The following is a 20,009-nucleotide window of genomic DNA, read 5'->3' as shown; positions in this document are numbered from 1 at the left end:
CCCAACCACACGCACGCCCGAGCCATCATGGGAATCGAAACCGTCAGCCCGACTTCGCCGTCGCCCGACCTCACACCGTCGGAAGGCGCCCAGGACGTCCGCCAGGACAGCCCGCTCGGGCAGCCGTCGAGTACGCCGAGTGCGGCCCCCGGCGGCAGGCTCGAACACCTTTCGTCGCTCCAAGCGGGTCGCCCCGCCAGCCAGGCCGGCCCCTCGCAAGTGCGCAGGCCGCAGGCCGACGCACTTGCGAAGCTCGCCCGCCCTGGTTCATCGACACCGCCACCACACCGGCAAACGGCGCTGCATGCCGCGCTCGCGTATGCGGTTGCCGCACCAACCCATGCCGACATCGCGGCGGTGAGCCAACGCGCACGGGCGCTCGGCGATAAAGAAGCGCAGCTCGCGGCGCTGAGGCGGCCGCCCGAGCCGGGGCAGGCCGAGGCCGTACAGCCGGCATCCGAAGCTGAAGTCGGTAAGCTCATCGACCTGCTCGAAGCGAAGCGCGGCAGCGCGCAGCAGAACGTGTCGGTGCTGGCGCAGCAATGCAAGACGGCATTCGACAAGATGGCGCGCCACGGCGTTGCGCTGGCGCGCAAAGTCGACCTGCTCGAACAATATCAAGCGAAACTCGAGGAAGCGGGCCCTGCCCCCGCTGCGCCGGCCCGGCCGCGGTCGTCTGCCGCCACCTCCACCGTGCCCGATCGCATGAGCGCACTCGAGAGCGAAATCCGTCTGCTCAAGGGCAGCCGCAAAGCGGTCGCGCAAGAGGCGCTGGCGGTGGCGCACCGGGACGAGCTCAAGGAACTCGGCACGTGGTCGGCCCTCGGCACGGCGTCGGACATCGCGAAAACCTCGTTCAAGTCGCTCTTCAGCAAGCAGGCTGACCCGGTCAACGAGCAACTCGAGCGCAGCATCGACGCCTGGATCGACAGTTGGACGCCCGAGCGCACCGGCCGCCGAGACCGATCGGCAACGCCGGGCGAGCAATTCAAGCGAGCGGCCGACGACGTATTCCGGCACATCGAAGACGCCGCTGGCGGAGAAGCCAGTAGCACGGACGCGATGCAGGCATTGGCCGGCTTCTTCCACCTGATGTCTCAGCTCGAGGTGGAGCCGTTTGCGGACATGGCCAAGACAGGCGTCGTGCGTCAGATCGCCATCTATCTGATCGGGGTCAACCTCGAACACCAGTTTCCGTTCACTGCGCTGAAGCACATTCCCGGCTACAGGCCGTTCGTCGACGACAGCGGCGGGCTGGCCCAGAAGGCGGCGACGAGGCTGCTCGAAGAAACCGATGGCATGATCGCCGCGTTCGGGACCGGCCCCTCCCCGACCAAGGAGCTGCTGGTCCGCGACCACGTCTATCGCGGCCAGAGTTCGAGGCGGGCATTTCAGCAGTTCAAGCTGTTGGCCGAGCATCTCCGGACGCACAAGGACGCCCTTACCAGCGTGTTGGCGAGCGCGCAACGCACCTTCGCCGAGGAATTGAAGGCCATCGATCCGGCCAAGGCGCAAAACGACGAAATCGACAAGTTGGGCAGGCAAGTCGCGCCAAAACTGCCTCCCGTTTATGACGGCATGATCCAGCGGCTCGGCGCCGAACGCGCGCAGCTCGCGAAAACGCCGATGCGCCGTTCTTCGGCGGCGCCCGCGATCGATGAAGCCGCGATGGCGGGCCACGCGGGCCCCGATCGCGAAAGGCTCGAAATCATCGTGAGCCGGCTGCAAGGCGCCGTGCTCGAGTACGAGGACAAGCACCGCGAGACCTTCGAAATGCACGCCACGCTGAGCGCGAGGCATATGGACGCGTCGGACGAGCTCGAGGGGATCGAGCGCCAACTCGGCGAGGCGCACGAGACCATGCAGGGTGTGCGCACTCACAAGCGCCGCCGCGCCGCCGAAAGCGCGGCGCGCGGCCAGCAGGCTGCCGCGATCGAACACGAGATCGAGTCCGGTTTGCGTGATGCGCTTGCGGACCCGGCGCTCTCGCGCCTGATCTCGCCGGCGGCGCTTGGGCGCGCGCTGAAGATGCACATCGCCCAGACGCCGGCGCAGATGCGCGCCCGCGTGCGCCAAGACAACCGGACCGCGCGCACGGGGACCTTTCGCTCGGGCGCGGACCTGCTGCGCGTGATCGCGGAGATCAGCGAGCACGAGCTCGGCAGGCCGGAATCCGCCCTGCGCGCCACCACGCGGCAGGCATTCGACGAAATCGCCGGACGCCATCCCGGCGGGCGCATCAACGCGCTGTATGACCACGGCCGAACGATCGGTCATGGCGTGCGCGCAAGCGATGCGGCGGACGCGCCGCCTTCGCGCACCGGCACGAGCCAGTATGCGATCGGTTGGGCCGAAGGCGAAGGCCCACGGATCAGCCATCTGCATCCATGGGTCTCGCCCTATTGACCGGCCTGTTCGCCACGCCAGCCGAATGATCTAGCGCCCAATTCGCTCATGGACGTATCCCAGACTTCTCTGTCGTCACCGCCCTCGCCCACGGCCCGGGCGTCCAGCACGGCCGAGCCCACGCCGGCACAACCGTCCTCGAGCGCCGCCGCGTCGGCGCTTTCGGCTTCGCTCAGAGACCTGTCGCTGAGGCAGCGGCCCACGGGCGCACCCGCGGGGACGCCGGCGCCGCGCGCGGCGCTGCCGGGCACGTCGGGCTCGCATCGCGGGATGGCGGCGAAGCGGGCCGGCGCTGCGCTCGTGAGGACTGTGCGCGACAAGCTGGCCGAGTGGCATCCGATCGACGCCGAGGCGTCCGTCGTGCACGGTGGCGCCGGCGACTGGACGATACGCACGCGGATGGAAATCATCGAGGCGAGCCCGGCGCTGTTCCTGCACCGCGCCAGCCTGCCGCGCGCGGAAGCAATCCGCATGATTAGCGACAGCGAGTTGGAGAAGATCTACGACGACGTAATGAGCTATGTGCACCCCGAGATGGCCCGCTTGTTGACGACGGCGTACAGCGGGCACTTGGCTCGGTTCAACGAGAGCCTCGCGCATCTTTGGGGCCACTTGCCGACGATCCGCGAGTCGGGCAGACAACTCCCCGAGGAGGAGGTTGCCGCGTTGCGCGCCGGCGCGGACTCGTTGTCGGTGCGCCGGGCGCCGTTCGTCGAATATTGGGGCGCGCAAGCCACCGCGGCTGCGCACCTGCTCGACATCGATGCGACGCTTGGAACGAATCTGCCGTACCTGCCGGCTGGCGCCAGCGTTGGTTACGAGGCGAACCACCGCATCGATGCAGTGGTCGCCTTCTCGAGCCGGCTCAACGTAATGCGCGCCATTGCCGACAGCGAAACCATCCATCTGGCCGTGGCAAGCCTCTCCCTCGGAGATTCCGCGGCCGGGAAACTGTACGGGGAGAACGGCCTGCTCACGTTGATGGAGACGTTCAACTCCGACATCTTCCATGCCTATCAATCGGTCCGCGAAGAATTGCTCGCGTGGCGGGCCAGGGCGCCGCGCGAGCCGCTCGCCGAGAGTGCGTGCATCGTGCTGGACGGCTTCATCGCGCGGCTCACCGAGTTCGCGGCGGCGCTCGAGGAGTCGTTGGCTACCCATCGGAACGATCCCGATTTCGCAACGTTGCCGCTCGCTGCGAGCGTCCCGCTCATCGAACTGTCCTGGATGGTCGCGAACGACGCCTTGCGGCTGGTCGAACTCTCGCGTGAGCCGCAGCCGGCGCCGGCGCCCGACGCGCGCGCCGTCCCGGCCGCCCTCGCATTCGACGCTACCGCAGCGGCTTCGCCCTCGGCGTCACAGCCCGCCCGCGCGGGCAAGGGAAAAGGCAAAGGTAAGGGGAAGGGGAAGGCCAAAGGCAGCAAAGCCAAGAGCAAGCCGGGCCGGGGCGGGCCCGCATCGCAGACTGAATCCGAATCGATCGAGACGCTCGAGACGCGCGAGGGCAGGCAGCAGAGTGAACAGCCGGGGCCGCTCGCCTCGCGCGAACCCTACGCGGTCCCTGGCGCGGCCGATCCGCAAGGTCGCCCCGAAGCGCCTCGCGCCGAAGGTCTCGCACGCACCGCGCTCGGCACTTACATCCTGCTGAACAGTGAGCAGGCGCCGACGGCCGCCTCTGCGGCGGCTGATTCGTCGGCAGCCAGTCCGCCGGATCGCGGCGACATCGCCGACCGGCTCGCACGCTTGGACGCGCTGCTCGCATTCGACCTCCCGGCCGAGCAACGCAAGGTCTCTCAGGCACGCTGGCAACTCTCACCCGAAAATGCTGCATATGTCACCGAGAACGTGATCGGGCGCCTCGCGAACGAGGCCCGCGCGATGCGCGACTGCCTGAATGTGCTCGATGTGCCGCGCCAACGCTGGGGGCTCAGCGGCGCCGAGGCCGACGATCTCCATCGCAAGATCGAGCAGCTTCGTCCGCTGCAGGCCCAGGCGGAAGGCCTCGCGCGCTCGCTGCGCGCACGTCTGCCGGGCGACACCATCGAGCACATGAAACGCTATCCGTTTCCGATCCAGGACCATGTCGAGCACCTCGTCGCAGAACGCGCGCTGGCGCCGGCCGCCGCCACCCCGCTGAGCGGCGAGCCCTGCACGCTGTTCGAGCTCAGGCTCCAGCCGTCGGCCCTGCGCAACGGCACGCTGCCTCGCCCTATGTGGCTGCACATCCACACCCAGCGCGCCGTGCATGCCTGCGAACTGGCCACGCTGCCCGACACGCTCTTCGCCGCCGCGCACGTCAAATCGGACGAACAACGCGGCTACAACCGCGAGTGGCAGGACGCGCGCGCGAGGCAAGGCCATGAGAAAGTCGTCGTCCATCGCGGCAAGATTGCCCCGGCGCTGTGCCGGCAACTGCTCGCGCGCACGACCGCCAGCGAACGCATTTGATCGAAGACGCTTCCGACCATGAGCGACAGCAACCGTCCTTCGTCTTTGCCACCGAATACGACGCTCGGCTCCGCTGAGCCCGCGGGCAACGACGGGGCGGAGCATGGCCCCGTCGATGGCCTGCCGTCGGGCGATGGCGAGGCCGGTGACGCCTCGAGCACGCGGGAGCGAAGAGATGGCGCCGCGGCGCCTGAGCGCCTGCCACCGTCGCGTGCAACGCCCGACCCGCTCGGCGACACCGCCAACCTTCACGAGCAGCTTGCCGTCGGCTTCCGGCTGGCGGTCAGCAAGGCCCGGCAGATCACCACGAGCCCATCGCCGCAATCGTGGACACAGGCGTTGCGCGCCACGTTCACGTGCGCTGGCCGGCGCACGGTGACGGACCGCCTGCTGGTGCAGCGCGCGGATCTCGTGGGGCTCGCGGCCGAATTGCGGCGCCTGCTGGATCAGAGTGAACCGAACCGGCGCGGTGTGGCCCCGGAGGATGGGCAAGCGTCTCAGCGCTCCGAAAAAGCGCTGCGCGCCGACCGGGCTCTCGCGCAGACGCGGCGCTGGCGTCCCGAAGCGCAACGCTGGCTCCAGGCGGTCTACTCGGAGCTGGCCTCGGTTGAACGCAGGCTTGCGAAGCGCTCGAAGCAGCGCCGGTGAGCGATGATCGATCGCTCTGGATTTTTCCGCAAGCGCACGGACCGACGTGCACGTCCGTGACGGCCATGGCCATGCGGCGAATCCGACGACCCGCGCCAGGCCGCTTCCCCCTTCGCCTCGTCGCTCGCCAGTTCGCACCGTTGCGTCGCCGAACGCTCCGCCACACTACAGTCGAATCGATTCTCCTTGACCACGTTTGGCGAACGGACCTCCGACCATGGCAGTGACTATTCCCACCCTTCCACCTCTTCCCACGAGTATCGACCTCGGCTCGCCCGAACCGTCGAAGGCAGCAACCGCCGGGCAAGGACCGCACTCGAGTGCGTTGCCGGCCGCGGGCGGTCAGTTGCAGAACCTGAAAACGCGCGCCAGCCGCAGCGGATCCGGCGCAGCAAAGCGCGCGGCGAAATACGATGCCACGCCCGAGCCGTCCACCGGACCGGTGCGCAGTGACGGCAACGCAGAACCATTCCAGCAGCCGCCGCCGCTGCCGCCAGCCGCCACGAGCGGCAACGGCCCGCGCTTGACGCGCGCGCCATCGTTCAGCGACTGGATGACGAGGAGCGCCTCCACGGCAGTGCCCGATCAGGACGACTGGGCCGGACTCGACGACCTCTTCCGGCGTCGGCCCGACCCCGACATGGGCAGCACCGGGACGAGCAACCAGAGTCTCATCGATATGCCACAGGCGCCGTTGCGCAAGAAGCCCTCGCGCCCCGCGACCGATCCGCTCGACGACATCGCGGCCCATCACACGAACGTGGCCTCCGGGTTGCAACGAGCGATCAATGCGGCGAACCGGATCGCCTCGGGCCCGTCTCCGGTATCGTGGGGCATGGCGTTGCGCTCCACGTTCACGCAAAAGGGCAAGCGCAGGTTGGCGAACGCCCTGTCCTCCCGATACGCGCAGCTCAAAGGGCTCGCGAGCGAGATGGAGCAACTGTTGCAGCAAAGCGAAATCAACAAGCTGGGGGCGGCCCCGCAGGACAAGCTGCGCAACTACGAGAAGGCAATACGAGCCGACTGGGCCGCGTTCCAGACGCAGCGCCTGCGTCCGCAAGCGCAACGCTTGTTGAGCGCAATCCAATCCGAGCTCTCCTCGCTGCAAAGCGAATTGACCAGGCTGTCGAAACAGTTGCGATAGGTCGAATCACCTACGCCTGGCCCTGCAAAAGCGGTACGGCATCGCCCGATGTTGGGCCGCTTCAAAACGGGAGGGGCCGCGGCCGAGCGGCACCCGGCCGCCGGAGCGCGGCGCCCTGACTTACCGCTGTCCCGCCAATGCTCGCATCTGCGGGCCAATATCGGTCAGCGCGAGCTGACTGTGCACTTCGTCGATGAACACACCGACGAGCAGTGCCAGCAGCAATACCGCAAGCAGTCCCTTCACGGCATGGCTCAGCGTGTTGAAGTCGAGCCGCTGCGCGCTCTTGCCGATGAAGCCAAAACCGATGTCGACGAGCACCAGGATTGCCGTGATCGGGGCCGCTATCTTCGCGACGATCTCCATCAGCGAATCGGTCTCGTGCATAACGAACGTTTCGAGGATGTTCGAAGGCACCGGCGTCGCGCTCGCGAGCGGCCACCAGTGGTAGGACTCGTAGACGGCGCCGAGCAGGAACGTCATGCCGCCGAGCAGCCAGAACGCCGTCATGACGCAGTTCGAAAGGAGGGTCGACGTGATCGAGGTCTGCTGTCCGTTGGTCGGGTTGCTCATCTGCACGTTGTTATAGCCCGCCACGTCGTCGATATAAGCGCCGATACTGTCCGCGGCCCAGAAGATCAGCGACGCCGCGTAGCCGATCACGAGCCCGATGATCGCCTCCTTCGCGGCCATCGCCACGAGCACCGCACCATGAAGCTGCGGGATCAGCGGCGTCTGTCCGTAGGCGATGAAGGTGCTCCAGAGCATGACCGTGGCGTTGCGCGTGGTGCCTTGCATCATCGTGTCGCCCGTCGGCGGAAACATGTTCATGACGACCATCAGACGCGTGCTGCAAAGCGCCACCAGCGTCAGGAAGTCGAGGACCGAGGCGTTCAGCCCGGGCAGTTGCAAGAACATTTGCGTCATGGGGCGCCAGGCTCCGTCGTCATCCGAAATGAATTGCCTCGACCCACGCGGCGAGGTTCCTGCCCATCTGCTCGAACACGGCGCGCTGGGCGCCGGCATAACGCTCGCAGGCCGCAACGATGCGCGACCGCTCGCAGCCGTCCTCGAGGGTGGCGATACGTTCTAGCGCGCGCGCCGTCGCGCCGTCGTCGTCGCAGCGCGCGTGCCACTTGCCGAGGCCCGCCTCGTCGAGCAGCCGGTCGATGCGCTCGTCCATCGAAAGCCCAAAAACCGGCACGCCATGGGACACGGCCAGCACGGCCGCGTGATAGCGCGTCGTCACCGCGCAGTCGGCATGCGCGACCGTAGTGGCCACGGTTTCCAGGTCCGCATGGCCGCGCGCCACGATGCGCACCGCGAACGGCAACTGTGCCGCGAGATCGTGGCAAGCTGCCTCGTCGAGCTGCTCCATGCCGACGATCACCGGTTCATAGCCGCGCTCGAGCAAGGCTGCGCCGAGGGTGGCGAAGCGCTTCAGATAGGACTCGTAGGTGCGCTCGCGCGCCGCATCCCAGCTATGAAAGTGCAGCGGGCCATAACGCAGAGGCGATTCCCCGCCGGCGGCAGCGAGTGCGCGCGCCTGCGGCGCATCGGCGTACACCGGCCACCAGAACGGGTTCTTCACGCAGAGCGCAGCAACGCGCCCGTCGCGCTCGCACCCCATCCCCCGCGCACGCGCCCGCCAGCGCCAGGCGGCGTCCGCGCCGCGCTCGCCCGACACGCCCAGTTCGGCCAACTGCGCACACGCTGCGCTATTGCGGCAGATGACAAGGCCGCGCTCCGCATTGCGCCGCACGAACCGTTGCAGCGGCGCACTCATCGCGCCGCTGTCGACGCCGTACGAAACGGCCGCACATCCGTGTGCATGCGCGAGCGCGACACCGCCGATCAGCATGCCCGCCAGCGAATCGGAGAACTTCGACGTATAAGTGGAGCCTTCGACGTTGAGCACGAGGTCGGCCTCGGCCACGGCCGCCTCGAGCGCATCGGGCAGGTATGGCAACGGCGTATCGTATTTTTTCACGCGCGCGAGCACACGATGATCGAACAGCGTACCGAGCGCGAAAAGCTTGATGCGCGGGGCCCGGTGTGCGAACACGTCCTGGATCTGCGCGATCGTCTCGATCGTGCGCAGATCGGCTCCCGTATTGCCGGCGCCGCTGTAGCTCAACAGCAGCACGCGCAGCGCGTCATCGGTGCGTCGGGTTCGCTCGGCATGGAGGCTGGCGGCGTCGATCCGGGACTGCATGTCGGCGAGAAAAATTTCGTCCGGCGCCTCGGCATTCGCATAGCGTTCGAGCGCCGCGCGCGACGCCGCGACGGGATCGGCGGCTGCGCCCGCCGCGCCAAACGGGGTCGCGCCTGCGCACTCCTGCTGGACGTACGGGAAGCGGAGCGCCCGGTTGGAATTCGGCGGATCAAGCGATCGGAGAAGGCGTCCCATCACATCGTCCCCAGCGCCTGCGCGAGCGCTTGCATCTGCATGATGCCCGAATGCGGCGGGACGACGAGCTCGACCAGCGTCACACCGGCATGACCGCGCGCCGCCTCGAGCGCCTCGTCGAGCGTCACGCGCGAGACGGCCCTTCGATAGCGAAGCCCGAACCCCTGTGCGAGCGCCGCGCAGTCGAAGCCGTAGCGGTTGCGAATCGTGCGCGCATAGTCAGGATCGGCCGCGAGCGGCAAGTAGTCGAAGATCGCCCCGCCCCCGTTGTTGAGGATGCAGACGCACGCCGGCACATCGACACGCTGCGCGCAGGCAAGCGCCGCGAGGTCGTGCAGCAGCGCCTGATCGCCGACGAGCAGCAGACCCGGCTCGCGGCGTGCAAGCGCTTCGCCGAGGAACGTCGAGAGCGTGCCGTCGATGCCGCTCACGCCGCGGCTGACATAAAGATCCTGAGCGCTCGTGCGAACGTCATAGCCGATATCGGCGTGCCGCACCGACATCGAGTTGCCGACATGAACGAACGCGAACCCCTCGGCATCGAGCAGTCGATGCGTGGCCGACACTTCGCCCCACGCGAGCTGCGCGACGCAGGCACGGCGTACGCGCATGCCATGGGCCGCCCTGTCCGCCCAGCGCATGCGCCACGCTTCGCCCGCCTCGCCCACGTGGGTGCGAAGCTGCGTACCGAGCCGACCCAGCGCGGGCGCATCGACGCCGCTCAGCAAATCGCGAGAATCGAGCGCGGGGTGCAGATAATCTCGTTCGTCGGCGCAGGCGGCAATTTTCACGACGGGCACGTCAGCGTTCGCCTTCAGGAATTCGTGAAGCGTCGGCAGCACGGGGGCCAGCCCGAACCGCACGATCAATTCGCAACGCGCATCGGACATCGGCGCGCGCGATGCGAGTGCGTCGAACGGATTGAGGATCAGGGCTCCCGCAGCCGGTGCCGCCTGCGGGCCGCGAGCGCACGGGTGGGCACGCAGCCCACTGCCGACATCGGCCAGCACCGGATAGCCCGTGGCCGCCGCAAACGCCAGGATTGCGTCGCGCGTCGCGCCAGGCTCGGCCCCCGCGACGATGAGTCCGTTTACCGTGCCGGCGGCCAACGTTTCACTCGGTTCGCCATTCGCGCGCCGTTGCGCGCGCAATTGGCCGATACGCCCGGCCAAGCGTGAAGCATCGTCCTGGCTCCAAGCACCGGTGGTCGTATTGGCCGCGGCGTGCGCATCCGCGCGCGCGTCGCGCTCGCCCTCGAGCGGCGCACGCAGGGCCGCAACCGTCACGGCGCGGACGGGCAACGTTTCGAGCGCATCGTACACGCCGGCGAACGGCACATTCAGATGGATCGGACCGGGTGCAACGCGGCGCGCGGACGTGTGCCCGCAATCGTTCGGTTCGGGGCGTATGCTGCCTGTCATCTGCCGCAGCGCCGCATCGAGCTTCAGCCGTGCGCGCATGACCGCATCGGGTGCATCGGCGGGGTCGTCGAGATCGGCCTGTGCGCGCGTCGCCGCAGCCGTTGCACCGAGATGATCGGCCATCTGTCCGAAGCCGGTGCCGCGCAGATGGCGCGGCCGGTCGCAGCTCACGACCACGAGCGGGATGCCGCTCGCCTCCGCTTCGACGAGTGCGGGCAGCAGATTGGCCACCGCCGAACCCGACGTGGTCACGATCGCCACGGGCGCGCCGTGCGCCTTGGCCATGCCGAGGGCAGCGAACGCGCCACTGCGCTCGTCGGTGCTCACGAGCGCCACGTTCACCCGGGCATCGCGCTCCATAGCCAGACACATCGCGCTTGCGCGGCCGCCGGGACACAGCACGGCATTGCGTACGCCATGCGCGAGCAGCGCCTCGATCACGCACGCCACCCATACGCCATTGAGCGACGGGGCTTCCACCACTGCCGCACGCGCGCCGTCGTACCTGTTCATACCGTCTCTCCTGTCTCGATCGCGGCAGCGCGCAGCCGAACTGCCCGTGCAACCATGATTTCCTCGATCTCGTCGTCCTGCCGATCTTCGTGCTCGCGCTCCGCCTCGGCTTTGAGCTTCTCGATACGGCGCTCGATGACGTCGATCTGCCCTTCGTTGCGCACGATCTGCGCGCGCGTATCGGCAATCTCGTCGCGCCGACGCGCGACATCGGCCTCGGCCCGGCGCAGCTCGGCCTCGGCAGCCGTCACGCGCTCGACGAGGACCACGCGGTATTCGCGCAACTGGTTGAAATGCGGCAGCGACATCGCCTCCTGGCCCGCGAGCATCGCCTCGATCCGGTGATCGCAGCCGTTCAGCACGCCATTCGCTTCATCGCGCACCGCCTGCTTTTCGCGCGCAAAACCTTCGGCCTGCTCGAGTTCCGCGCGCTGCGCGCCAAGCGTTTCGCGTAACGACCGGTCCAGGCGCCGCCGCTTGTCGAGCATTAGACCGAAGGCGGACTGTCGTCTGTCTTTCATGGCGCGCACGTGTCGACTACGACGATCATCGGAGGCCTTCGGGTCTTAGTTCGCGAGCGCCGCGAGTGCGGCAGCCGTCTCGCGCGGCGACGAGAACTGGTCGGTGCGCTGGCAGAGAAACGCGCGAATCGCGTCGATGCGCGCAACGGCCTCGTCGGCGAGCGGGTCGCCGCCTGGCCGGTATTCGCCGATCTGCAGGAGCGTCTCGATCTCCTTGTGTTTCGCGAGCAGCCGCCGCACGTGTCCTGCGCGATCCATGTGCTCGCGCGTCGTGATAAGCGGCATCACGCGCGACAAGCTGCCGAGCACGTCGATGGCCGGATACTGATTGCGCGCGGCGATCTCACGTGAAAGAACCATGTGGCCGTCGAGCAAGCCGCGCACTTCCTCGGCGACCGGATCGCCCCCCGTCTCGTCCTCGGCCAGCACGGTATAGAGCGCGGTGATCGCGCCGTGCTCGGACAATCCCGCCCGCTCGACCAGCCGCGGCAGCTCGGCGAAGACTGAAGGCGGGAAGCCGCGCCGCGCTGGCGGCTCCCCGACAGCCAGGCCGATCTCCCGCTGCGCGCGCGCAAAGCGCGTCAGCGAATCCATCATCAGCAGCACGCTCATGCCACGGTCGCGAAAATATTCGGCCACGGCGGTCGCCACGAACGCCGCCTTGGCGCGCTCGATCGAGGACCGGTCCGACGTTGCGCACACCACGACCGAGCGCGCCATGCCTTCCTCGCCGAGAATGTGTTCGACGAACTCGCGCACCTCACGGCCGCGTTCGCCGATCAGCGCAATCACGTTGATGTCGCACTGCGCACCGCGCGCGAACATCCCCATCAACGTGCTCTTGCCGACGCCGGCCGGCGCGAAAATGCCCACGCGCTGGCCAAGGCCCAGCGTCATCAGGCCGTCGACGATGCGCACGCCCGTCGGCAGGTCGCGGTCGATGATCGGGCGGCTCATCGGGGTCGGCGGATCGGCGAAGATCGGGCGATGCTCGGTGCATCCGAGGGGCCCGCCGCCGTCGATCGGCGTGCCGAGACTGTCGATCGTGCGCCCGAGTAGCGCATCGCCCACGGGGACCGACAGCGGCCGCCCGAGGCCGATCACCTGAGTCGAGCGCGAGATGTCGGCCACGCGGCCGAACGGCGAGAGCACGGCGACGTTGCGCGAGAAACCGACCACCTCCGCGTGCTGCAGCAACTGTCCGTTCGGGGCGCGCAGCTCGCACAATTCACCGAGCCGCACTTCGAGCCCCGTCACGCGCATCAGCGTGCCCACGACTTCCAGGACTTTGCCGCGCGTCTCGACGCGCGAGCCACCGCGCAATTCCTGGCCGATGGCGTCGGTGAGCGCCGAGAGCGCACCGAAGCCCGCCGGCATGGGCAGACCATCAAGGGTGTCGTTCATCATGAGCGGACTCCGGCGTGATGATCGGGGTGCGCGATGCGGTCGTATTCCGGATCGCCGAGCCACGGGATCGCGTACGGGTCGTGGTGGGGCTCGTCGTCGCCGGCCGTCCCCTCGCCTTGCGCTTCGGCATCGGATGCGGCCTGCGCATCGGTCGCCGCTTCGAGCTCGTCCTGTTCTTGCGGCTGGCCAGCGCGAGCAAGAGCTGCGCGGCGGCCCGCTTCAAATTCGTCGTCAGGAGCGGCTTCATCGTCGGTTGCGATGTCGGATCCACGCGCGGCGTCATTGCCGACTTCCGGCGCGGTGTCCTTGGCCCGCTGCGCCGCGCTGTCGGCAAGCGCTTCGAGATCCACGCCCGCATCCACCAGATCTGCATCGCTGGCGCCGGCCGTGCGCTGCACCGCGCGCGTCACAGCCGCCCGCAAGGCTGCCAATTGCGTGTCGAGGCTCGCGTCCACCGTGCCGAGATCGGACTCGCACAAGCAGGCTCCACGCGCCACCGCGCGATCGGCCATGACCGTGACGGCGACGCCGTGGCCGCGCTCGCGCCAGATGGCGGCCAGCCGGTCGAACTCGCCGACGGCTGCGCGTTCGTCGTCGGGATGTACGCGAACCCGCAAATAGGTGCTGCCCTCGACGAGGCGCTCGACCACCTCGGCCGAACGGGCAAAGAGGGCCGACACGTCGACATTGCGCACGATCTGCTCGGTCGCATCGACCACGAGTTCAACGATTCGCTCGCGCAACAGCGATTGCACGCGACGCTGGCCTGCGGCCGAGCGCGCGCTGCGTTCGTACCACTCGGCCAGCCCGCGCTCTCGTCCTGCATGGTAGCCGCGCTCGGCCGCCGTTTCGTACTCGTCTTGCGCTTGCGCCCGCACGCGCTCGGCTTCGACCTCGGCCTCGGCCAATAGCGCGTCGGCGCGCGCCTGCGCATCGGCCAGTATGGTCTCGCGCTGGCGCTCGATCTCGTGTGCCGCTGCATCGAGGTCGAGGACCATCGCGAACGCCTCGCGTCGCACGACATCGTCGTCGCTTTCGAGACCGACGCCGCACGCGGGCAACTCAGGCGCGATCTCGTCTATCGAATGTGGGTCGCCGTTGCGGGCGCGAAGCCAAAGGATCATGACCGCTCCGGAAAAAGATGAGGTAAAAGCTCGAGCGTCCGGGCCGAACCGTGGGCATCGATCGTCCGATCGCAGCCGGCCAGCCAGTCGGGCTCGGACCATTCGCGTGGCATCGCGAGCCGCACGAGATCGGCCGGACCGTCGACCGGCAAGACGCCATCGCGGCGAAACAGGCACCAACCCTCCCATGCCAAGGCCGGCGCGGTGAGCGTATCGACTGCCGGCATGCCGGCGCGGCGCAGCGATTCGATCTGGGGGCCGTCGGTCGCGGCTTGAATGTGGCGCAGCAAGCCAGCCGCACCGCGGATGCCGATCAACTGCGCACAATGGTCACGGCTGACGCGGCCGACCAGACGCCGCAATTCGTTGCGGCGGAACCAGAGCGAGCGCACGCGCAACATCGTCATGGCCTGCTCGACGCTCAGCATCGCCAACGCGCCTTGTGCCGGATCGTCGGCGGTGCAGGCGTCGAGCCGCGGCAAACCGAGCCCGATCGCATGGGCGAGCGCCAGCGCACCTTCGTCGCGGCGCAGGGCCGGCGCGAGCCGCTCGGCCCACGCCGGAAGCCACGAGCGGTCGATCCAGGCGAGCAGGTCGAGGCGGTTCGCCTCGAAGCGCGCCAGCACCTGTGCGATGCGGCGCACGGGTGTATCGAGCCCTTCATGCACGTGGCTCGGTGCAATGCTCATGGTCCGCTCCATCGGCTCAGTGCGCCGCCATCGTCGGCTCGACGGGGGTGGGCGCGGGTGCGCCTTCCGCCGGCGCGACGCGCTTGCCGAAGAAGCGGCCGATCAATCCGCCCGCACGTCCCGCCGAGGCCTTGCGTGAGAGCACCACATAGAGCACGGCTGCGCAGCAGAAGAAGATCAGCAGCGCGATACCGACGATGAGCCCAGGGGCCCCATGCCGTGAGTGGGTCGCGAGCACCACCGGATCGGCCGGCATGCTCGTCACGGACACCTGATCGTAGGACAGCCCCTCGACGCTATGCGCGACGAGGTTCTTGATCTGCTGCGTGAGCGTGGCGAGGTCCGCGTTCGGCCGATACTTGATGAAGACCGAGGCCGACGCGGGCTTGACGGTCGAGGCCAGCGGGTCGTTGTTCGGCAACACGATCTGCACCCGCGCGACGATCACGCCATCGATCTTGGAAAGCGTGTCCGAAAGCTCCTGCTGCACGCCGTAGATGAAGCGCACGCGCTCCTCGGTCGGGGTCGATACGAGCCCGCTCTGTTTGAACAGATCGCCGAGGTTGTCGTACTTGCGCCGCGGCAGGCCGGCTGCCCCGAGTACCTGCATGGCACGCGCGAACTGGGCGTTGTCCACGGCAACGTCCCAGGTCTTGCCGCCGTCCTGCGTCGATTTCTGCGCATCGACGTTGTTGTCGAGCAGCACGGCCACCATCTCGTTGCTGTCGTGCTCGGTGAGGTTGCCGTACAGCTCGCTGTGGCAGCCCACGAGCAGCAGCGCGAGCGCCAGGCTCGCCTGGAGCGCGGCACGGCGCAGCAGCGCGCGGGAAAAGGTCTTGCGCATGATGGTCACCGCGGCGTCACTGGTTTTTCATCAGCGTGTCGAGCGCGTCCTTCGACGACGTCACGACCGCCAGCTTGGTCTGCAGGTCGACCTGCATGCCGGCCGTCTCGAGTTGCACCTGGACGGTGGCCGCGGTCAATTGCGGCATCGACATGCGCTCGGCGTTGTTGACCATGTAGAGCATGTCGTCCGACACGGTCTTGAAAGCGGCGTCCTGCGAGCGCGCAAGCCGCGAGACCAGCGCGCCGGTGTCGGTCTCGGGCGGGCGCGGCGGCGTCATGCGGCTCGTCTCGGCCATCGCGCGGAAGGCGTCCGCACCTCGCGCCGGGCCGGCCTGCGCCGCCCCTGCGCCATCGAACGCGTGCGAGAGCACTTGGCTGAATTGCGAAAACGAAATCGGTGCTGCACTCATGATGTTTCTCCCGAACCGCGATTGCGCACGAATCACAAGCGCATGTACTGGCCGCCCATCACCAGCGACGGATCGATTTGCGTCGGCACCGGCACGGCTCCCTCGGCTTGAACCGCCTGGCGCCGCGCACGGTCCTCCTTGAGCGCCACGATCGAAGCCGGCATCTCGAACTGCCCCGAGCGCTTGGCCGACTCGATCGCGTTGAGCAAGTCCTGGCGCGCGATGACGGTGCGCACCATGAGCACCGTGTCCTCGTCGGTCTCCTCCTCGACGATCTGCCGCGCTTCGCCCTCCCAGTTCGGATCGTTGTTCATCGCCTTGCAGACCACCAGCAGCGCGCGGCTGCTCGGCAGGCATTGTTCCTGATCCACCAGCCGCTGGAATGTGTGGCTCGCGCCGATGAAGTCCTGCCGCGCGACGTTGAGCAGGCCCTCGAACATATCGAGCTCGGGCGTGTGGTGGCACAGCACCGTCAGCGCGTCGTAGATATAGGCCATGTCGTCGTGATCGATGCGGCAGTTCGGGAAGTTGTCGCGCATCGCCACACCGAGCACTTCCAGCATGATGTCGACGACGTGGTCATCGAAACGCATGTACTCGTTCGCTTCGCTCATTTCCGTTTCCTCTCCATGGTCGGTGGCATGCCGCTCGCCGCTTGGCGATCGGTCTTGCACTCAAAGTAACAATCCGATGTGGACAACACGTTCAGGATGCGAAGGAAATAGCGCGTTTGCGAAGCCGCCCGAGCTTGCGTCCGAGCGCCCGCCCGATTGCAAAAAAGTGTGAAAGCCGATCGCAACAGATTGTCAATAAGCGCGGCGCTTCTCGGTACGCGACGCTATCGTCGGCCCGTCGATTGATTGCGTAAGCGAGGCCCGGCGATGAGCGGGGAGAAGACCGAAGAACCCACACAGAAGCGACTCAAGGATGTCCGTAAGAAAGGGCAGGCATCCAAGAGTCAGGACATCGCGGAAAGCGTGTGCGTGCTCGCCGTGGTGATGATGCTCGCCGTCGGGCTGCATCTCGTGACGGACTTGCTGCACACGATCGTTCACGCTGCCCTCGAAGCGGTTCATGGCGAACATTCCCTGCAGAGCACGCTCGTGGCGCTTGGCGCCATGGCCAAAGCCGGCGTGCTGCTCTCGGTGCCGATCGCGTTCGGCGCGGCGCTCGCGGCCGGCGTCGCCAACGCCGCGCAGGTAAGCCTGCTCGTTTCGTTCGAACCTGTGATGCCCAAGTTCGATCAGGTCAACCCGGCGAGCGGCCTCAAGCGCATCTTTTCGCTGCGCGCGGTCATCGACCTAGTGAAGATGATCATCAAATCGTCGGTGCTGCTGGCGATCATGTGGGTGACGATCCGCGGCCTGCTGCCGCTACTCTCGGGCGCACCGTATCAAACGCTGCCCAAGCTGATCACCCTGCTCTGGCATTCGCTCGAGCGGCTGCTCGCCATCGCGGCCGTCGCCTATCTCGTGATCGGCATCGCCGACTACAAGGTCATGCATTGGCTGTTCGTCCGTCAGAACCGCATGTCGAAAGACGATGTCAAGCGCGAGCGCAAACAGGACGACGGCGACCCCCACATCAAAAACGAACGCAAGAAGATCGGCCGCGAGATGGTGATGGAAGAGCCACAAAAGAAGGCCGTCGGTTTGTCCACGCTCGTCGTCACGAACCCCACCCACTACGCCGTCGCGCTGCGTTATCAGCCCGGGACCGACGCGCTGCCTGTGGTGGTCGCGAGTGGAGTCGACGCCGATGCCGCGCTCGTGCGCCGCTATGCGGCCGAGGCCGGCGTGCCCGTGGTCGCCAACCCGCCAGTCGCACGCACGCTCTACCGCGTGAGAGTCGGCGATCCGATTCCCGAAACGATGTTCGAAGTGGTTGCCGCGATCCTGCGCTGGGTCAACAGCGTGGGTGCGTTGCGCGAGCCGAGCCCCACCTACCCGGAGCCTGACCATGAATCTGCGTAAACTCCGCATGCCGGCCATCGGCGAGGTCGGCATCGCCGGCCTCGTGGTGGCCATCGTCTCTCTGATGGTGCTGCCCCTGCCCACTGAAGCGATCGATGCGCTCGTCGCCGTCAACATCACGCTCAGCGTGACGGTCCTGATGACGACGCTCTATGCGCAAGACCTGATCGCACTGTCCACCTTCCCCTCGATGCTGCTTTTCACGACGCTGTACCGGCTGTCGCTGAACATCGCCTCCACCAAGGCGATTCTGCTGCACGCGAACGCAGGTCACATCATCGAGAGCTTCGGCGAGCTCGTGGTCGGCGGCAACCTCGTGGTCGGTCTCGTCGTATTCGTGACGATCGCCGTGGTGCAGTTCATCGTGATCGCCAAAGGCTCCGAGCGCGTGGCCGAAGTCGGGGCGCGCTTCACGCTCGACGGCATGCCGGGCAAGCAGATGAGTATCGATGCCGAGTTGCGCTCGAACGCGCTCACGCCCGAGGAGGCTCGCCGCAAGCGCACGCATCTCGCCATGGAAAGCCAACTCCACGGCGGGATGGACGGTGCGATGAAGTTCGTCAAGGGCGACGCGGTCGCGGGCCTCATCATCACGTTGATCAACATCCTGGCCGGGATCGCGGTCGGCGTGGCTTATCACGGCATGACGGCGGGCGAGGCCGCAAACCGCTTCTCGATTCTCTCGGTCGGCGACGCGATGGTGTCGCAAATCCCATCGCTGTTGATCTCGGTGGCCGCCGGCGTGATGATCACGCGCGTCTCCAACGACCTCGACGAACGCAAGGACAAGTCGCTTGGCAACGAAATCCTGCGCCAGCTCGGCGGCCAGGCGCGCCCGCTCTATTTCGCCAGCCTGCTGCTGATCGGCTTCGCATTCGTGCCGGGCTTCCCCAAGCTGTTGTTCGTGCTGCTTGCGGGCATCCTCGCCTTCGCCGGCTATCGTCTCTCGAAGCAAAGCAACACGCGCTCCGAATCGAAGGCAAGCGATGCCGTGGCCGCCTTCCAACGCGCGGGTGCGAAAGGCGAGGCGCCGGCGATCATGACACGAGCGCCGCAGTTCGCGGCGCCGATCGGCGTGCGCCTCGCACCCGATCTCGTCGCGCATCTGTCCGCGCAGCGGCTCAACGATGCGTTCGACGTCTGCCGCACGCGCTTGCAGGACGAGCTCGGCCTACCGTTCCCGGGCATCACCATGTGGTCGTCGTCCGAGCTGCCCGCCGCCAATTACGAAGTCTTGATTCACGACGTACCCGGCGCCCGCGTCGCGCTGCCCGCGGGGAAAGTCATGTTGCCCGATGCGGCCCGCGAGCCCGAACTCGCGGCCCGATGCGAGGCGCGCGGCGCGGCCGGCGGTGCGCTCGAGAGCTTCTGGATCGGCGAAAACGCGGCGCCGGCAAAAGCCACCGTCTGGCGCGCCGAGGATGTGATCGCACACGAAACGATCGCGCTGTTGCGCATGCGCGCGCAGCAGTTCCTCGGCATCCAGGAAACGCAATGGATGCTCGACCAGTTGAACGTCGACTATCCGGGCCTCGTTACCGAAGTGACCAAGGCCGTACCGCTGCAAAAGATCGCCGACGTACTGCGCCGGCTGCTGGAAGAACAGATCTCGATCCGCAACGTGCGCGGCATCATGGAAAGCCTCGTGCTGTGGGGGCCGAAGGAGAAGGATCCGCTGCTGCTCGCCGAGTATGTGCGAGGCGACCTCGCGCCTTACCTTGCCCACCGCGCGGCCGGCGCGCAGCGCGCGCTCGCGGCGGTGGTGCTCGATATGCCCGTGGAGCAGCACATCCGTCAGGCGATCCGGCAAACGCCGACCGGCAACTTCCTCGCGCTGCCGCCCGAAGAAATGCAGTACTTCGTGGACAGCATCGCCGCGCATGCGGGCGACACGCCGCGCGAGGCCTTCGCCGTGGTCGCCTCGATGGACATCCGCCGCTACGTGCGGCGCATGATCGAAAGCCGGCTCGCATGGCTGCCTGTCTACTCGTACCAGGAACTGGGCGGCCATGTCCAGATGCAGCCTGTCGGTCGCATAACGATGTGAGG

At 67.4% G+C, this 20,009-nt stretch carries 16 protein-coding genes; 6 read left to right on the top strand and 10 right to left on the bottom strand.

Annotated features, from left to right (window positions below; genetic code table 11):
• Positions 1-27 precede the first annotated feature (27 nt).
• The 4 genes from MMB74_RS14665 to MMB74_RS14650 all read left to right on the top strand — a co-directional run bounded on the left by MMB74_RS14665 (position 28) and on the right by MMB74_RS14650 (position 6,646).
• Positions 28-2,406, top strand: coding sequence for a hypothetical protein (locus MMB74_RS14665; protein WP_277429372.1), 2,379 nt, complete (start codon positions 28-30; stop codon positions 2,404-2,406).
• 48 nt (positions 2,407-2,454) lie between these two features.
• Positions 2,455-4,854, top strand: a complete 2,400-nt coding sequence (locus tag MMB74_RS14660; RefSeq protein WP_277429371.1) for a hypothetical protein — start codon at positions 2,455-2,457, stop codon at positions 4,852-4,854.
• An 18-nt stretch (positions 4,855-4,872) separates the two neighbouring features.
• Positions 4,873-5,502 carry a hypothetical protein gene (locus MMB74_RS14655; protein ID WP_277429370.1) on the top strand — a complete coding sequence of 210 codons (630 nt, stop codon included), beginning with the start codon at positions 4,873-4,875 and terminating at the stop codon, positions 5,500-5,502.
• A 217-nt stretch (positions 5,503-5,719) separates the two neighbouring features.
• The gene (locus MMB74_RS14650; protein ID WP_277429369.1) at positions 5,720-6,646 is read left to right on the top strand and encodes a hypothetical protein; all 927 of its coding nucleotides are present in this window, start codon (positions 5,720-5,722) and stop codon (positions 6,644-6,646) included.
• 120 nt (positions 6,647-6,766) lie between these two features.
• Here the strand turns inward: MMB74_RS14650 and sctT are convergent, their stop codons facing one another.
• Genes sctT through MMB74_RS14600 form a run of 10 tightly spaced genes read right to left on the bottom strand, consistent with a single transcriptional unit; the run spans position 6,767 to position 16,601 of the window.
• A complete protein-coding gene (sctT, locus tag MMB74_RS14645) occupies positions 6,767-7,573 on the bottom strand; it encodes a type III secretion system export apparatus subunit SctT (RefSeq protein ID WP_277429368.1) in 807 nt (268 codons plus the stop codon).
• A gap of 19 nt (positions 7,574-7,592) precedes the next feature.
• Entirely contained in the window at positions 7,593-9,056 is a 1,464-nt protein-coding gene (locus MMB74_RS14640; protein WP_277429367.1) for a polysaccharide pyruvyl transferase family protein, read from the bottom strand.
• Positions 9,056-10,990: a 2-succinyl-5-enolpyruvyl-6-hydroxy-3-cyclohexene-1-carboxylic-acid synthase gene (gene menD / locus MMB74_RS14635; protein WP_277429366.1), complete on the bottom strand. Its 1,935-nt coding sequence runs from the start codon at positions 10,988-10,990 to the stop codon at positions 9,056-9,058. Before menD ends, MMB74_RS14640 begins: the two co-directional genes overlap by 1 nt.
• The gene (locus MMB74_RS14630; protein ID WP_277429365.1) at positions 10,987-11,511 is read right to left on the bottom strand and encodes a hypothetical protein; all 525 of its coding nucleotides are present in this window, start codon (positions 11,509-11,511) and stop codon (positions 10,987-10,989) included. The genes menD and MMB74_RS14630 overlap by 4 nt, the downstream gene beginning before the upstream one ends.
• 45 nt (positions 11,512-11,556) lie before the next feature.
• Positions 11,557-12,918, bottom strand: a complete 1,362-nt coding sequence (gene sctN / locus MMB74_RS14625; protein ID WP_277429364.1) for a type III secretion system ATPase SctN — start codon at positions 12,916-12,918, stop codon at positions 11,557-11,559.
• Positions 12,915-14,042 (bottom strand): type III secretion system stator protein SctL, encoded by a 1,128-nt coding sequence (gene sctL, locus MMB74_RS14620; protein WP_277429363.1) that lies wholly within the window; start codon positions 14,040-14,042, stop codon positions 12,915-12,917. Before sctL ends, sctN begins: the two co-directional genes overlap by 4 nt.
• A complete protein-coding gene (locus MMB74_RS14615) occupies positions 14,039-14,731 on the bottom strand; it encodes a type III secretion protein HrpB4 (protein WP_277429362.1) in 693 nt (230 codons plus the stop codon). The genes sctL and MMB74_RS14615 overlap by 4 nt, the downstream gene beginning before the upstream one ends.
• 16 nt (positions 14,732-14,747) lie before the next feature.
• A complete protein-coding gene (sctJ, locus tag MMB74_RS14610) occupies positions 14,748-15,575 on the bottom strand; it encodes a type III secretion inner membrane ring lipoprotein SctJ (RefSeq protein ID WP_277429361.1) in 828 nt (275 codons plus the stop codon).
• Between the two features lie 16 nt (positions 15,576-15,591).
• The gene (locus tag MMB74_RS14605; RefSeq protein WP_277429360.1) at positions 15,592-15,987 is read right to left on the bottom strand and encodes a type III secretion protein HrpB2; all 396 of its coding nucleotides are present in this window, start codon (positions 15,985-15,987) and stop codon (positions 15,592-15,594) included.
• Positions 15,988-16,019: 32 nt separating this feature from the next.
• The gene (locus tag MMB74_RS14600; protein WP_277429359.1) at positions 16,020-16,601 is read right to left on the bottom strand and encodes an HrpB1 family type III secretion system apparatus protein; all 582 of its coding nucleotides are present in this window, start codon (positions 16,599-16,601) and stop codon (positions 16,020-16,022) included.
• Between the two features lie 267 nt (positions 16,602-16,868).
• Here MMB74_RS14600 and sctU point away from each other — a divergent pair, with 267 nt between their 5' ends.
• Entirely contained in the window at positions 16,869-17,960 is a 1,092-nt protein-coding gene (gene sctU, locus MMB74_RS14595; RefSeq protein ID WP_277429358.1) for a type III secretion system export apparatus subunit SctU, read from the top strand.
• Positions 17,947-20,007, top strand: a complete 2,061-nt coding sequence (sctV, locus tag MMB74_RS14590) for a type III secretion system export apparatus subunit SctV (RefSeq protein ID WP_277429357.1) — start codon at positions 17,947-17,949, stop codon at positions 20,005-20,007. The genes sctU and sctV overlap by 14 nt, the downstream gene beginning before the upstream one ends.
• The last annotated feature ends 2 nt before the right edge of the window (positions 20,008-20,009 follow it).

The organism is Trinickia sp. Y13 (assembly GCF_029522115.1).
GTDB lineage: Bacteria > Pseudomonadota > Gammaproteobacteria > Burkholderiales > Burkholderiaceae > Trinickia.
This window is presented reverse-complemented; position numbering and strand designations above follow the sequence as displayed.